Below are 14,381 nucleotides of genomic sequence, written 5' to 3'. Positions count from 1 at the left end.
TTTGGCAACCGGAAGTTTTGGTCGGAAGGTTACTACGTCAGCACAGTGGGGTTGAATGAAGCGACAATCCGTAAATATATCAGAGAGCAAGAAAAGTCAGATTTACTTCAGGATAAACTAAGTACACAAGAGTATAACGACCCCTTCAAGGGGTAAGCCAAAGCAGCAAAGACACTTAGCTTGAACGAAGAGAAAGCCGCGTCATTTAGGCGCAGTCGGTAACATGCCCTTATAGGGCTAGAGCAAACCACCCGCTATGCGGGTGGTTATGATTTTGTCTTATGTTTCCGTTTGTATTGAAAGAAGGTCCTCGGCGGATTTGGCTAAGAAAGTAGTATTTAATTAAAACGATGCTTGAGCAGTTAAAGGGTATTTCTCTAATGAGTATGTTAGCTGCTGTAGCATAATAAGATTTTTATTGAGAGTAGTAGTAGGATTAATTTTATATATTTCTTGGTTAAAATAAAAAATTTGTATTTATACCCGTCATCTTTCAAGTTGCCTCTTTGTTGGCTGCACTCGCTCACCCCGGTCACATAGTTATCTATGCTCCCGGGGATTCGCTCCCTTGCCGTCGCGATCCATCTTGAAATCCATAGGGTATATACATCTTTGAAATAGTTATTTTTAGTGAGGATTAAGGCCAGTTTGGTTAATGTTATTATTGTCCTGATTTAATAATATAATTAACCTAATTTTTGGATAATATCATTTTAAACTGAGGTTATCTTCTACAAAGATATTTAAAATAAGCGTTTTACAGTGATTGTTATCACAAAGTGAATATTTGTAAAATACTACTATGGAATTACATATTTCTGTTTGATATATTGTTAGTAACCAGTTAGTTTATTTGTCTATATAATTTGTGATGATTAAATTTTACTGGGAAATATTATTTACTTGATAGAGAGATAGTATTATTTAAATTAATAAAGAGAGATGATAGTTACTTTAAAATTTTATTTATAGAGATAAAAGGAAGGTAATATGGAATTTATTAAAAATAGGTTTTGTCACTGGAATGGTGAACATCTCGTTGTCGATACAATGGCTAGAAGTCATAAAATGGTTAACAGTATGGGAACGGGTGAGGGATTAGTTTCGTTTGATGGCTTTGGTGCTGATCTAATTCGTTTCAGCAAAGATGAAGGGATGCAGAATCATACTCACTTAGGGCATCATATCTTATTTGTGCTCGCAGGAACGGGTTATGTTATTTATGCGGGTGAAAAGCATGAAATAGAGCCTGGAGTTTGTTATTTTGTGAATGGACAAATAGATCACGCGATTAAAGCAACTAGCGATTTGGTCATGGTTGTTGTCGGTAATAATCATTGTGCGGTTGATTCGCAAGATAGGACGACGTTGGTGCCATATAGAGAGGGAACCCCAGAAGAATTAAAGGTTTAACTTGGGATAAATTGAATTAAACATGTGCTAGTGCTTGGTGAATTGCGAGAATGCCATGATATTCTGCCAGAGATAAAGTATCTAACATTATATTCATGAAGATAATTATAAATCAGGAGAAGTAATTGGAGTGATAAAAGGATGATATAAGATTTTTTCAATCAATATATATGAGCATCTCATGAAGGGGATCAGGTACTAGCCGATGAAACATTAGATTTACTGTAAATAAAATGGAGAAATATATTAGAGATAATATTCTATTGTAATGATAAAGGTGGAAATGACTATTGAAATTATTTTAATCTAATATTTAAATTGGAAAATAATTTCAATGGGTGGTGGTAATGAGTTTCCGGATGGAAATTAACTTAAATAACCTGAGTTCTGGTTAAGCCGTTACTAACATATCCATTTCTAAGCAGGAAATATTCAGTGACTTTGTTCTCTTTGTGACAATAAGCTATCTGTCCCTCTAACACATTTAACATTAATCCTTGCACACTACAGTGTCGTGAATGTTCTATCTGAGAAATATTGGGTATTCGTATTTGGGGATTGATGAACCAACTAAAGGATTCCTTTTCTCGATATTTATATCTCGTATTTAATGGTTGAGTAGTGTCAATCTTAGTGCTACTTTGAATAGCATTATGTGATTGGTGAATCATTGTTTCTCAGGCCATTACAAATGCCAACTATCAGTGAGTTTTTTGGCATCCTGATCCGGATGTACTACGACGACCATAATCCGCCTCATTTCCATGCTTACTACGGTGAACATGAGGCTATTATCTCAATTGAAACCTTGGAGGTCATGGAAGGCTCATTGCCCAAACGAGCAAAAGGCTATGGTCATCGAATGGGCGGTTGAGCACAGGCAGGATCTGCTGAATGACTGGCAACTGGCTGAGCAGCATCAGCCTCTCAACAAGATTGAACCGCTGGAGTGATTATCATGCGCAGAGTAACGAAAGTGGAAATAAAGCCAGAATACACCTTGGCGGTGACGTTCGATGATGGTACCTATGGAGAGGTGTGCATCGCGGATCGGTTGTTCGGACCCATGTTAGAGCCACTGAAAGAGCAGAAATTCTTTGCCCAAGCGCGTGTTGATGAGTGTGGCGCAGTGTGCTGGCCGAATGATGCTGATCTGGCACCCGACGCACTCTACAAAAAGCTCAAATCCCACTTAAGGGGTAATATATGATTGAACTGTTTGCATTGCTTGCGTTTGGATATTGGTAAAGGCGAGCGTTTTAGTCATTTTCTAGAAGGTTATTGATGGACTGACTAAAATACAATTTACGGATGAAAAATGGCGAGCATGGTTTGAGGGTGCTTTTTTTTGCCTAAAATTCAATTAATTATTCCATTTTTGATTGAGTCAATTCAAATTCATTTTCAGTTTAATTTTTTAAACTACTGATTAATAAACTGGTTCTTAAGAAAAATCTTCTCTTTATGTTGACTACCAACGTACTTCTGAGGTGGGTAAGAATGTTATGTATTCTACACGGTCAAGTAAATCATAGGAGATCTGCATATTTGTCGGAATACGGAAATCAAGTAATGTATATAAGTCCTTACGACCAAACTGGTGCTTCATAATCATCTCAGGTGGATGCGACTTTTCAGGTTCTCCAAACTGTTCATGAACCCATTGACGAGACATCATCGAAATTAGGGGAGATGGCAACTCGTTGGAAAATTGATATGATGGCTTATCTCGATCAATTAAGGTAATTGTCACAACAAATAAAATCTTATTCTCTCTTTTAAATGCCAAATACACACTTTCTCTAACCATATTCAATGATACATAATCACAGCCTAAGTCACCTTTAAGCTTTGTTTTATAAGGAATTAACCCTTTACTATAAATTTCCTGATAAGTTCTACCTAAGTGATTAATTAACACTTCAATGTTAATCGTCATTATTTATATAACCTCTTTTCTCAACTAAGCCAATTAATTCATCTTCAATTTAACCTTTTAAGCTGTTGATTAATGAATTGGCTCTTAAGAAAAAACTCTTTTATTGACTACCAACGAACTTCTGAGGTGGGTAGAAAAGTCACTTCTTTAACGTGCTCTGATGAATCGTAATCAACTTGCATGTTAGTTGGTATACGAAAATCTAGTATCGTGTACAAGTCAACCCATCCAAACTCTTGCTTCATTATCACTTTTGGCTCTTTTGACTTTTCAGGCAATCCGAATTGTTCATGGATCCACTGACGTGACATATGTGAGATCAGTGGTGATGGTAACTCATTTGGAAATGTGTATGATGGTTTATCACTATCCAATAGGGTAAGTGTCACATCAAATAAAACTTTATTCTTCTTTTTAAAAGCAAGATAAACACCTTCTTTAACCATATCTAGAGATATATACTCAGTTCCAGAATTTCCTGTTGGCTTGGTTTTATAAGGGATTAACCCTTCATCAAAAATTTCCTGATAAGTTCTACCTAAACTATTAATTAATGCTTCAATGTTAATCGTCATTATTTATATAACTCTTTTCTCAATTAAGCCAATTCATTTTCAGCTTAGCTTTGCAAGCTGTTGATTAATGAATTGGCTCTTAAGAAAAATCTTCTCTTTATATTAATTACCAACGTACTTCTGAGGTGGGTAAGAATGTCACTGATATAACTTGCTCCAATAGATCATAATCAAACTTCATACTAGTCGGAATACGAAAATCCAGCAATGTATATAGCTCAGTCCAGCCAATATCTTTTTTAAGCCTTTTTCTCGGTGGAAGAAATTTTTCTGGTTTGCCAAATTGCTCATGAACCCACTGTCGGTACATTACTGGAATTAATGGCGAAGGCAATTCATTAGAAAACTGGTATAAAGAATTCCTCTCGTCAAGCAAAGTTAATGTAATTTCTTTTAATCGCTTTCCTTCCCGATAAAAAGACAGAAAAACGCCTTCTTTAACCATATCCAAGCATACTATACTATCACCCGCAAAACCACTTGGTTTCGTTTTATAAGGAATTAATCCTTCATCAAAAATTTCCTGATAAGACCTACCTAAACTATTTATTAGTGCTTCAATGTTAATCGCCATTATTTATATAACCTCTTTTCTCAATTAAGCCAATTCATTTTCAATATAGCCTTTTACGCTGTTGATTAATGAATTGGCTCTCAAGAAAAAACTCCTCTTTATATTGACTACCAGCCCACTTCTGAGGTGAGCAAAAAAGTCAAAGATTCAACCTGTTCAGTGAGATCATAAGAAATTTGCATACTTGTAGGAATACGAAAATCAAGTAATGTATATAATTCTGTCCAACCAAACTGGTGCCTCATAATCATCTCGGGAGGATGAGATTTTTCAGGTTCCCCAAAATGCTCATGAATCCATTTACGTGACATTTTGGGGGCGAATGGTGATGGTAATGCATTAGGAAATTGGTATGATGGCTTATCCTTATCAATTAAAGTGACAGTCACATCAAGTAGTTCCTTATTATCTCTTTTAAACGCCAAATACACACCTTCTCTAACCATATTCAATGATACATAATCACAGCCTAAGTCACCTTTAGGCTTTGTCTTATAAGGAATTAACCCTTCACTATAAATTTCCTGATAAGTTCTACCTAAGTGATTAATTAACGCTTCAATGTTAATCGTCATTATTCGTACAACCCCTGTTTCTGATTAATCTTGTGTATTTTCGATCTAGCTTTTTCAACCTGCTCTTCTGTTGTACCGTAGTTCTTCAATATTGGTTTTATCGCATTAAAATCACGATCCACGGCTGCCTTTAAGTCCTTTGCATCCTGTTCTATTTGAATCGGAGAATTTCTACCTCCATAAGTTACGCTAAACTTTCGATGAACCTCAGATGGAATAATGATTGCAGCAACATCTTTAGACAAATTATCTAATTCTTCCCGCTTACGTGTTGGGTACCTTTTTTTCAGAGCCTTTTTAACCGCAGCAGCCGAAGGCATATGATCAGCATGCATCCCATTTCTTGGCCTACCCGCAAAATTACTATACAAATCCACCTCTAACAATTTCACCGGCGGCTTACTCAAATACACATACACCGGCGGCATATTCTGGATGGGGAGGATCAAAATATAATCGCGGAAATCCTTCTCTTCCGGCATCGGCAACGATTCAATATCGCTGCCTATCTTATCCGGGATCGGCAATACGGTTATCTGCGATGGAATAAACGGCTGTTCCTCGTTCCCGGTATGGGGTGGAACTTTGAATTTCTGTTCGTTCGGCGTCCATAAGATCGTCGGCCGGTATTTTTCTCCCGGTTCCCAGAATTCATAATTACCAGTGGCCGGATTCAGTCTCATCATATGAACCGGCACTTTATCCAGACCACTTTCCGGGCTGACGTGATAGCCCTGAACTGTCATCCTGCCGATTTTTTCATCTCTGATCCAGCGAAAACGAACGCGAGTCGGCGCTTTACCGAACCGTTCCGCAATTTCACTAAGATGATATCGGTTTAAGTAATCCTCTTCGCCCTCATTCAATCCCGGTGAATAAAACAGCCCCATTAATCCGACTGTCAACGGGTTCGGCGCCGCCAGCCAATGCCCGGCACTGGTAACGCCACCACCAATGTAACGCATCACCAGCGCTTCGCCATCCGCTACCGCGCTGCGAGTCGTTGCAGCTACAGCAGTCGCAGCGACTTCGGCCTTATCTTTGCTGCTACTAAACCACCGTTTATACCACGGTAATTTTTTATCCTGTGGCTTATCCGGTTCTGGTGGGTGTTTTTTGCCTTGCGGGGGCTGTGCAGGCTTTGATTCCGTGACGGGTGCGGGCGATGATGGAACCTGATATATCCCCATCCTACCGAAATTATTTGCCGGTTCAGTTTCTGTACCGGCATCGGTACAGCCTTTGCCCCGCTGACGAGATTTGGCAAATACCGGGATCGGTGGAGGCGGTGCCTGTGTCACCGGTGGAGTGTTGGGCTGAACCGTTGTTGCTTCCTTCATTGGTGATGACGCCATATAAGCAGGCGCTACCGCTTGATGTCGAGGCTGTTCCTGCTTCTCGTAGCTGTCCATAACCGAATTGATAAACCGGGCCCGACAAGGGCAGGTGCTGACACTATCCAGTGTGCCAGCTAATCGTTGCCCCATATCAAACATGTCTGATATACCGCCGACAATCATATAAGTACCGGGATGCTTGCCGCAGGTGACCTTATCTCCTTCACGCGCGGTTGCTCGCCCATTGAATGTCATGGTGTGATCACCCGTAATAATCTGTCCGCCACAGGTGGTTTTGTCACCAACGAGCAGGTAATACCCTATTGCCATCTACTTCACTTCCCCTTTGACTAACCACATTAATCGTTTGTTTAACTGAAATAATTACCATATCGTTACAACTTAAAAAGCAATAATTGATCTGTAATGCAAAAGATTTGAGTTAAAGAGATATAAAAAAGTTCAGAAATTAATGAAAATAAAATCGAATTCTTTGCTGCTAGCTCTGATGATAAGTGGATAACAGTTTGATTAGCTGGCTTTATCATTGATTTTGGAAAATGTAACCTCGCTGATTTTTTCATTGTTAATCGTGTTTGTTGTTGAACTTGATCCCGCAAATACCCGGTCAAATTTCCCATTGTTCCAGCCATCGGATTTTTTCTCTTTTGTCATGCTAACAGCCATTTGATTCCATATTTTCTGACCGACAATGTTTTAAACGCTGACAAGGAAATCCGTGGCTGAAGATAGCGATCTTGAGAAAACAGAAGAACCCACTCCCCATAAGCGGGAAAAAGCCCGCAAAGAGGGGCAGATAGCCCGCTCCAGAGAGCTGAGTTCTATATTGATGTTGACCAGTGGTTTAAGTTTGCTCTGGATAAGTGGTCAGTCAATGACGCATGAATTGTCGTTGATGGTGTTTGAAGGGTTTAGCTTTGATCACAATGTAGTCAGCAATGATAAACAGATGGTTCAACAGATTGGCAGATTGCTCCAGCAAGCTGTTTTGGCTTTGTTGCCGGTTTTTGCCGGATTAGTGTTAGTAGCATTAAGTGCTCCGGCGCTATTGGGTGGATTAGTGTTCAGTACCAAATCCATCAAATTTGATCCGAAAAAATTGAATCCCATTTCTGGCCTGAAACGTATTTTTTCAATGAATGCGTTGGCGGAATTATTCAAAGCACTACTTAAAGCAGGATTTGTCGGTATTGGCGCCGCTTTGTTCCTTTGGATGAACTGGCCTGCCATGTTGCGGCTCATAGCTCAACCGCCATTGTTGGCGCTGGATGATGCTATGCAAATGCTGATATTCGCCGGTTATGTAGTGGTTTTCATGTTGATACCGATGGTGGCTTTCGATGTTGTTTATCAGATATACAGCCATTTGAAAAAACTGAGAATGACCCGGCAGGAAATAAAGGATGAATTTAAAGAACAAGAGGGGGACCCACATGTTAAAGCGCGTATCCGTCAGCAACAACGGGCGGCTGCCCGTCAGCGTATGATGGCGGATGTACCGAAAGCGGATGTCATTGTCACCAACCCGACTCACTATGCTGTTGCGCTGAAATATGATGAAAAAGCGATGGGTGCGCCGAAAGTATTGGCGAAAGGGGCGGGGATTATTGCATTACGGATTAAAGAAATAGGTACAGAAAATCGCATTCCATTACTTGAGGCGCCGCCACTTGCCAGGGCACTTTATCGCCATAGTGAAGTTGGCGGGCAAATCCCCGCGACACTTTATGCAGCCGTCGCGGAAGTTCTGGCTTGGGTCTACCAATTGAAACGTTGGAAACGGGAAGGCGGCTTGAAGCCGAAGAAACCTGAAAATCTGCCAGTGCCGCCAGCACTGGATTTTGCTGGAGAAAATAATCGTCATGGCTAATCTGGCCTCTATACTTCGTTTACCGGGCAATATGAAAGGCTCGCAATGGCAAATGCTTGCCGGGCCGGTATTGATCCTCTTGATTTTGTCGATGATGGTATTGCCATTGCCGCCATTCATGCTTGATTTGCTGTTTACGTTTAACATAGCGCTATCAATCATGGTGTTGCTGGTGGCGATGTTTACCCGGCGTACGCTAGATTTTGCCGCATTTCCGACCATCTTGCTGTTCTCCACGTTATTGCGCTTATCTCTTAATGTAGCTTCAACCCGTATCATTTTATTGGAAGGGCATACGGGTTCTGCGGCAGCGGGGCACGTTGTAGAGGCATTTGGCCATTTTCTGGTTGGTGGCAACTTTGCTATCGGTATTGTGGTATTTATCATCTTGGTATTGATTAACTTTATGGTCATTACTAAAGGTGCAGGGCGGATTGCCGAAGTGGGCGCCCGTTTTGTGTTGGATGGCATGCCAGGTAAACAGATGGCAATTGATGCCGATTTAAATGCCGGATTAATTGGTGAAGAAGAAGCGAAGAAACGCCGTGCTGAAGTGACACAAGAATCGGATTTTTATGGTTCGATGGATGGCGCCAGTAAGTTTGTGCGCGGCGACGCGATTGCGGGATTGATGATCTTAGTTATCAACGTCGTTGGCGGCTTAATTGTTGGTGTGGCCCAACATGGTATGAGTTTGGGGGATGCGGGAGAAGCGTATACCCTGTTAACCATTGGTGATGGTTTGGTTGCACAGTTACCTGCTCTCATTATTTCTACTGCGGCGGGTGTTATTGTTACCCGTGTAGCAACGGATCAGGACGTTGGTCAGCAGATGGTAACTCAACTGTTCAACAATCCCAGAGTGATGATGTTGAGCGCGGGTGTTCTCGGATTGTTGGGCATGGTACCGGGAATGCCCAATTTTGTTTTCCTGTTATTTACCGCGGCATTAGCTGGTCTTGGCTGGTATCTGTATCGCCGTACTGATGCGCCGGCAATAAATACAGAAAAACCAAAAATAGAAGAGCAGCAACAGACATCAGAAGCTTCATGGTCCGATGTTCAGCTTGAAGATCCTTTGGGTATGGAAGTGGGATATCGCCTGATCCCGATGGTTGATTTTCGCCAGAATGGTGAGTTATTGGGTAGAATCAGCGGCATTCGTAAGAAATTTGCCCAAGAGATGGGATACTTACCGCCAGTTGTTCATATCCGGGATAACCTTGAACTGGCCCCAGCGGGCTACCGTATTCTGATGAAAGGGGTAGAAATTGGTCGTGGTGAAGCGCATCCGGGGCGCTGGCTGGCGATTAATCCCGGTGGCGCCGTGGGGGAATTGCCAGGTGATATCACGAAAGATCCCGCTTTTGGCCTGTCTGCGGTTTGGATTGATGATAGCCTCAGAGAGCAAGCTCAGGTTCAGGGGTACACGGTGGTTGCCGCCAGTACGGTGGTTGCGACCCATATGAATCATCTGTTGACGCAATATGCCAATGAACTGTTTGGTCGTCAGGAAGCCCAGCAACTGTTTGAGCGAGTCAGCCAAGAGATGCCTAAACTGACCGAGGACTTTATTCCTGATGTTGTTAATCTGACAACCTTGCACAAGGTGCTTCAAAATCTGTTGTCCGAACAAGTGCCGATTCGAGACATGCGGACAATTATTGAAACCTTGGCTGAACATGCGCCTGGACAAACTGATCCTTATGAATTGACATCTTTGGTTAGAATTGCGCTTGGTCGGGCAATTGCTCAACAGTGGTTCCCCGGAGCGCAGGAAATTCAGGTCATCGGATTGGATGCGGGCCTTGAGCGCTTGTTAATTCAGGCGTTACAAAATGGCGGTGGTTTGGAACCCGGATTGGCGGATAACTTGCAACGGCAGGCAATGGAAGCACTACAACGTCAGGAAATGTTGGGCGCGCCTCCGGTACTGTTGGTTAATCATGCATTACGCCCGCTGTTATCGCGTTTCTTGCGTAGGGCTTTGCCTCAATTAGTGGTTTTATCTAATCTTGAAATCAGTGATAACCGTCAGATTCGTATGACCGCGACCATTGGTGGTAACGGATAGCGGTATCAATAGCATTTTTTTACAAGTATCACCGAAGTGATTTCTATTCACTTCGGTTTTTTCATTATTAAATAATAATTGCTAATGTACTTATAGGTTAGTAATAATAATCTAATATCAAAAAATAAGTGAATTATTTTTAAGTTAATTTAGATTCTTAAAAAATAAATTTTATATTTAATATTTGTGCGCTCATATAATAAGTGAACTTTTTTATGTGAAAATAATTCATTGGGTGTTTTGTGCCTAAATGTATTACGTGAACGATTATTAAGTTTATTCATGACGAATATTATGTCCGTGGCTGATATTAAAAAATTCTCGAAATAGATTAAAAATAGATCAAGTCATACTGAGTGAGAATAATAAATAACGGGTTAAACAGTCAAATGCTGAATAAAAGAGTGATAAAGGAAAGATAAAAAATAATACACAAAATTGGGTGACGAAAAAAGAAAATTCAGTAATATCTGATTCCCTACACAATTCAAAAGGATGAGAGTTAAATATGTATAAAAATATGTTAAATCCCGTAACATTAAGAAAAACAGAAAACGGACCTCAACTAAAAGGAAATGAGGACACATATGACACATCAATATTAAAAGGCAGTCCTGTAGGACGAAGGGATATTGGGAATTATGCACCACTACCCGCTCAAGCAGAAGTTTTTCAAACAGTTGTTGACGAAAAAATAGCAAACTTCAAAACAAAGGGAAATCCAATATCAATCGTTGTCTGGCGCAATAGCCAGACGGGGCTTACTCACATCATGGATGGTCAGCATCGGTTTATTGCTGCATGCATACTTGGAGTGCCTGTTAAATTAACGTGGAAAAAATTCGGCATACCACCCAATCGGATAGACTGGAGTGGTACGAAATTCTCAGATGGAATACCAGCTAAAACTAAGATATTTGGGAAATAATCGATTAAGTTAATTTAATGTGTATTAGGTGCGACTCGTACTGATACAGAACCTTGAAAAATTGAGAGTTGCCGGTTTTTGTATAGATTTGAAATCTTAAACAAAACGCCAGGTAACTCTCATGTTCCATACTATCAACCCTATTATCAGATATAAAGCTGGCTGACGAATGCTTAGTTTTCTATTCTATTAAATCTGAAATTCCATATTAGAAATTTATATTTTGCATATTGTTAATTTTTTATTATTCGTTAATAAATCTCTTAATTTAAATGAATTGTCCGTCTGGTTTAATATTGTGAAAAATTAAAGAGATAATTGACATGGCTATTAACAATTTTTTTGCATATATTAACCATCTCCCTTTAACATTTTATCGGTTCTCCCCAGTTATGAATTATTTAATGTGGATAATTATAATTCTAGTGTTATTTAAGTGTACGCGATATTTTCTTAATTATTAAAGTAAAATTTTTATTATTTAGCAATGAAATAGCTTGGTGTAAATATGTAACATTTATAAGTGTCATTGATTATTATATTTTTCATAATAAAATTCTTGGTTGATTGATTTAAATCTAATAAAATGAATGGTTATTGCGGCACTAGTCGAATGTTATTTAAATAATATCTTTTTATATGAGATTTCTAAAAAAAAGCAATTAAATTTTCATCAAATAACTGGCAAAAACTCGCTTTTCTATAATGCTTAAATATAGCTGGTTGTGTCATACGAAAAACGAATAGCGTAGTCAAGTTAAATATTAGATAAGAATCATCGGGAGCGAGTCTTCCGAGGGCAGTATCAACTATCAACTATAACACATTAACCAAGGTCTGACTTTATTAATAGGGGGAACATTATGTCCACCGAACCGCCGCTACATCAAGAAGATATTGTCGTGATACATGTTGCCACACCCGATGATTTGGCGAAGTTTGCTGATCAATCACTCTTCTGGCATGAAGAAACCTATGAACAGATGAAAATTGCGGAAGTGTTGTTTACGCCAGCCGGAGAGATTCCACCTGGCTTGGGAATTAAATATGTCGCCACGCCCGGTGATTTGGTGAGGTTTGTCGATGAAGAAGGTTACTGGAGTGAGGAAACCTACGAGCAGATAGAATTTGTAAGGGTGTTGTTTATACCCGCAGAAAAAATACGCGGTGTGGGGATTAAACATGTTGCCACACCCGATGATTTGGCGAAGTTTGCCGATAAAGAATTCTTCTGGAGTAAGAAAGACTACGAACAGCTAAAAGCCGCAGAGGTGCTGTTTGTACCCAGAGAAGGAATGCCCGTTTAGGGGCTAAACATATCACCATGCCCGACGATTCGGTAAAGTTTACCGATAAAGCGGTCAATTAGAATAAAGAGAAGTATCAAGAGAGGGATAAAGCCAGAATATTGTTTATCCCGAAAATAAAAGAATAGAACGGCGTGTAATAACATCAACTTATCTGTCATTCTGAATTGGAGGTATTAATGGCTAACAGCAAGACATCTATTACATCCAGCGAGAATAATCCGTTGGATAAAGAGGAAGTCAAATCCTGGTTTAAATTATATTCCCTGCCGAAAAGTGAAAATTATGCTCAATTGGTGCAAATAGCGGCGGAAGGGCGGCGTTTGGCCGGGCTGGATGCTGATCAGGCCGATAATAATCCAGGAGCAGGATTGAACCGGGATCTGGATGAAGTGAATTTACTCTTAGTGAATCCCGGAGAAGGGGTGCATATCGGGGAAGACCGTGAAATTGCTGTCAATATTGATAAGAGCAGCGGCTTACAGTTCATTAATGGCGAATTGGGATTACGCCCCGACTTTAAATTGTCGCTGGCATTGTTTGAGAGTTTTACAGAGGAACAAAAAAGGGAGCTTTACCGTTGGCTGATTCATGCTGAGGAGATGGCAGCAAGTAAGGCGCAGTTGCCCGCGTTTGATTTGCCGACCAACGGTAACAATAAAAACCTTGGCGCTGTTGTCAGTGTCAGCGGCGATGGGAAAACTATCGCGCTTAGTGGGGCAGAGGCTAAGGAACCTGTATATCTATTTTCTTATACCGATAATGGTTGGCGGCAGCAATTCGCTGATTACGTTAGTGGTTATGGCGGCAGAGCGCTAAGTCTGAATCGAAACGGTAATATTCTCGCGGTGGGTATTGATAACCGAAACAGTGATGGCGGGCATGGTTCAGTGTTCGTTTATCACAGATTGGCAAATGGTGTGTGGGAGAAATCGGCCAAAATTTGGCTTAGTGAGGCGAACGTTCAGCAGCATTTCGGTTGCGCTGTGAGTTTGAGCGCTGATGGCACACTATTAGCGGTAGGTTCTTATGGCTGGAGATCGGGTTTATTGACTAACTGCGGCGCAGCGTATCTTTATCAGTATGACGGAAAGAAATGGTCACAGCTTGGTGAGCGTCTGACCTTAGCTTCTCCGGCACAGGGCGATATGTTTGGCGGCAAACTAAGTTTGAGTGCGGATGGTTCAACCTTGGCAGTGGCGGCAACGGGGCGTAATGGTAATGGTGAAGTGACGATATTTCATCGTCATGAGGAATACTGGCAGCCGCAACTGCCGCTCAATCCGTTGACTTCGCCTTTAACCATCAGCAAAGACGACTTTGGCGCTAGTCTCAGCCTGAGCGATAGCGGCAATATTCTGGCGGTGGGGTGTCCGGGAGAGAAGAACAATATTGGTGCGGTCTATCTGTACCAGCGTCACAGTAATGTATGGCAAGTTATGGGGATACTGAGAGAAGCGGTGAGTGCCGGGGAAAGGTTTGGCAGCGAACTCTCTTTGAGTAGTGACGGCCAGATACTGGTGGTGTCAACACCTGTTGGTAAAAATGACACAGGTGTGCAAACCGGGGCGGTGTGGTGGTTTAGCTATCAGAATGAACAGTGGATTATGCAGGGCAGGTTACTGGAGCTAGATGGGGAATCAAACCATAAATTTGGCGCCGGTGTTTGTTTTAGCGGTGACGCCAATACATTGGCGATTGGCGCCAGTGGCTGGAAAAGTGGCGAAGGGAAAGTTTACCTTTACGACTAGCTAAATGAGGAAAAGAC

At 41.0% G+C, this 14,381-nt stretch carries 15 protein-coding genes and 1 pseudogene; 9 read left to right on the top strand and 7 right to left on the bottom strand.

Annotation, left to right across the window (positions count from 1 at the left end; translation table 11 throughout):
• The coding region (locus tag AACQ83_RS19160) for a transposase (protein WP_192881047.1) at window positions 1–156 on the top strand (156 nt) is incomplete at its 5' end.
• Window positions 157–990: 834 nt separating this feature from the next.
• Window positions 991–1,413 (top strand): cupin domain-containing protein, encoded by a 423-nt coding sequence (locus AACQ83_RS19155; RefSeq protein WP_112879201.1) that lies wholly within the window; start codon window positions 991–993, stop codon window positions 1,411–1,413.
• 391 nt (window positions 1,414–1,804) lie between these two features.
• Here the strand turns inward: AACQ83_RS19155 and AACQ83_RS19150 are convergent.
• Window positions 1,805–1,976: pseudogene (locus AACQ83_RS19150) on the bottom strand (IS982 family transposase); the annotation flags it as partial.
• Window positions 1,977–2,083: 107 nt separating this feature from the next.
• Here AACQ83_RS19150 and AACQ83_RS19145 point away from each other — a divergent pair.
• Both AACQ83_RS19145 and AACQ83_RS19140 read left to right on the top strand, forming a co-directional pair.
• On the top strand, window positions 2,084–2,287 hold the full coding sequence (locus AACQ83_RS19145; RefSeq protein WP_205068666.1) for a DUF4160 domain-containing protein: 204 nt from the start codon (window positions 2,084–2,086) through the stop codon (window positions 2,285–2,287).
• 84 nt (window positions 2,288–2,371) lie between these two features.
• Entirely contained in the window at window positions 2,372–2,623 is a 252-nt protein-coding gene (locus AACQ83_RS19140) for a DUF2442 domain-containing protein (RefSeq protein ID WP_112879200.1), read from the top strand.
• A 261-nt stretch (window positions 2,624–2,884) separates the two neighbouring features.
• Here the strand turns inward: AACQ83_RS19140 and AACQ83_RS19135 are convergent, their stop codons facing one another.
• From AACQ83_RS19135 to AACQ83_RS19110, 6 genes are all read right to left on the bottom strand, one after another.
• Window positions 2,885–3,352: a DUF6392 family protein gene (locus tag AACQ83_RS19135; protein ID WP_112879199.1), complete on the bottom strand. Its 468-nt coding sequence runs from the start codon at window positions 3,350–3,352 to the stop codon at window positions 2,885–2,887.
• A gap of 107 nt (window positions 3,353–3,459) precedes the next feature.
• Entirely contained in the window at window positions 3,460–3,927 is a 468-nt protein-coding gene (locus AACQ83_RS19130; RefSeq protein ID WP_112879198.1) for a DUF6392 family protein, read from the bottom strand.
• Window positions 3,928–4,033: 106 nt separating this feature from the next.
• Complete coding sequence (locus AACQ83_RS19125; RefSeq protein ID WP_112879197.1) at window positions 4,034–4,501, bottom strand: DUF6392 family protein; 468 nt, start codon at window positions 4,499–4,501, stop codon at window positions 4,034–4,036.
• Window positions 4,502–4,608: 107 nt separating this feature from the next.
• On the bottom strand, window positions 4,609–5,076 hold the full coding sequence (locus AACQ83_RS19120) for a DUF6392 family protein (RefSeq protein WP_112879196.1): 468 nt from the start codon (window positions 5,074–5,076) through the stop codon (window positions 4,609–4,611).
• Complete coding sequence (locus AACQ83_RS19115; protein WP_112879195.1) at window positions 5,076–6,743, bottom strand: S-type pyocin domain-containing protein; 1,668 nt, start codon at window positions 6,741–6,743, stop codon at window positions 5,076–5,078. Before AACQ83_RS19115 ends, AACQ83_RS19120 begins: the two co-directional genes overlap by 1 nt.
• A gap of 201 nt (window positions 6,744–6,944) precedes the next feature.
• Window positions 6,945–7,088, bottom strand: a complete 144-nt coding sequence (locus tag AACQ83_RS19110; RefSeq protein ID WP_158537800.1) for a hypothetical protein — start codon at window positions 7,086–7,088, stop codon at window positions 6,945–6,947.
• A gap of 64 nt (window positions 7,089–7,152) precedes the next feature.
• Between AACQ83_RS19110 and flhB the strand changes: the two genes are divergently transcribed.
• The 5 genes from flhB (at window position 7,153) to AACQ83_RS19085 (ending at window position 14,364) form a co-directional block, all read left to right on the top strand.
• The gene (flhB, locus tag AACQ83_RS19105) at window positions 7,153–8,304 is read left to right on the top strand and encodes a flagellar biosynthesis protein FlhB (protein WP_112879194.1); all 1,152 of its coding nucleotides are present in this window, start codon (window positions 7,153–7,155) and stop codon (window positions 8,302–8,304) included.
• Complete coding sequence (gene flhA, locus AACQ83_RS19100; RefSeq protein ID WP_112879193.1) at window positions 8,297–10,378, top strand: flagellar biosynthesis protein FlhA; 2,082 nt, start codon at window positions 8,297–8,299, stop codon at window positions 10,376–10,378. Before flhB ends, flhA begins: the two co-directional genes overlap by 8 nt.
• A 508-nt stretch (window positions 10,379–10,886) precedes the next feature.
• Window positions 10,887–11,306, top strand: coding sequence for a hypothetical protein (locus AACQ83_RS19095; protein ID WP_112879192.1), 420 nt, complete (start codon window positions 10,887–10,889; stop codon window positions 11,304–11,306).
• A gap of 863 nt (window positions 11,307–12,169) precedes the next feature.
• On the top strand, window positions 12,170–12,613 hold the full coding sequence (locus tag AACQ83_RS19090; protein ID WP_112879191.1) for a hypothetical protein: 444 nt from the start codon (window positions 12,170–12,172) through the stop codon (window positions 12,611–12,613).
• 179 nt (window positions 12,614–12,792) lie between these two features.
• Window positions 12,793–14,364, top strand: coding sequence for a hypothetical protein (locus AACQ83_RS19085; protein ID WP_112879190.1), 1,572 nt, complete (start codon window positions 12,793–12,795; stop codon window positions 14,362–14,364).
• Window positions 14,365–14,381: the final 17 nt, after the last annotated feature.

It is taken from the genome of Photorhabdus sp. S10-54 (assembly GCF_963878145.1).
In the GTDB taxonomy this organism is placed as follows: Bacteria; Pseudomonadota; Gammaproteobacteria; order Enterobacterales; family Enterobacteriaceae; genus Photorhabdus; species Photorhabdus kayaii.
Note: the sequence above shows the minus strand (reverse complement) of the source record. Positions and strands in the feature narration are given on the sequence as shown.

Bases quoted from the DNA above. Each gene is read 5' to 3' on its own strand.
- AACQ83_RS19155 (WP_112879201.1), top strand. From the start codon at position 991: ATGGAATTTATTAAAAATAGGTTTTGTCACTGGAATGGTGAACATCTC.
- AACQ83_RS19140 (WP_112879200.1), top strand. From the start codon at position 2,372: ATGCGCAGAGTAACGAAAGTGGAAATAAAGCCAGAATACACCTTGGCG.
- AACQ83_RS19135 (WP_112879199.1), bottom strand. From the start codon at position 3,352: ATGACGATTAACATTGAAGTGTTAATTAATCACTTAGGTAGAACTTAT.
- AACQ83_RS19130 (WP_112879198.1), bottom strand. From the start codon at position 3,927: ATGACGATTAACATTGAAGCATTAATTAATAGTTTAGGTAGAACTTAT.
- AACQ83_RS19125 (WP_112879197.1), bottom strand. From the start codon at position 4,501: ATGGCGATTAACATTGAAGCACTAATAAATAGTTTAGGTAGGTCTTAT.
- AACQ83_RS19120 (WP_112879196.1), bottom strand. From the start codon at position 5,076: ATGACGATTAACATTGAAGCGTTAATTAATCACTTAGGTAGAACTTAT.
- AACQ83_RS19115 (WP_112879195.1), bottom strand. From the start codon at position 6,743: ATGGCAATAGGGTATTACCTGCTCGTTGGTGACAAAACCACCTGTGGC.
- AACQ83_RS19110 (WP_158537800.1), bottom strand. From the start codon at position 7,088: ATGACAAAAGAGAAAAAATCCGATGGCTGGAACAATGGGAAATTTGAC.
- flhA (WP_112879193.1), top strand. From the start codon at position 8,297: ATGGCTAATCTGGCCTCTATACTTCGTTTACCGGGCAATATGAAAGGC.
- AACQ83_RS19095 (WP_112879192.1), top strand. From the start codon at position 10,887: ATGTATAAAAATATGTTAAATCCCGTAACATTAAGAAAAACAGAAAAC.
- AACQ83_RS19090 (WP_112879191.1), top strand. From the start codon at position 12,170: ATGTCCACCGAACCGCCGCTACATCAAGAAGATATTGTCGTGATACAT.
- AACQ83_RS19085 (WP_112879190.1), top strand. From the start codon at position 12,793: ATGGCTAACAGCAAGACATCTATTACATCCAGCGAGAATAATCCGTTG.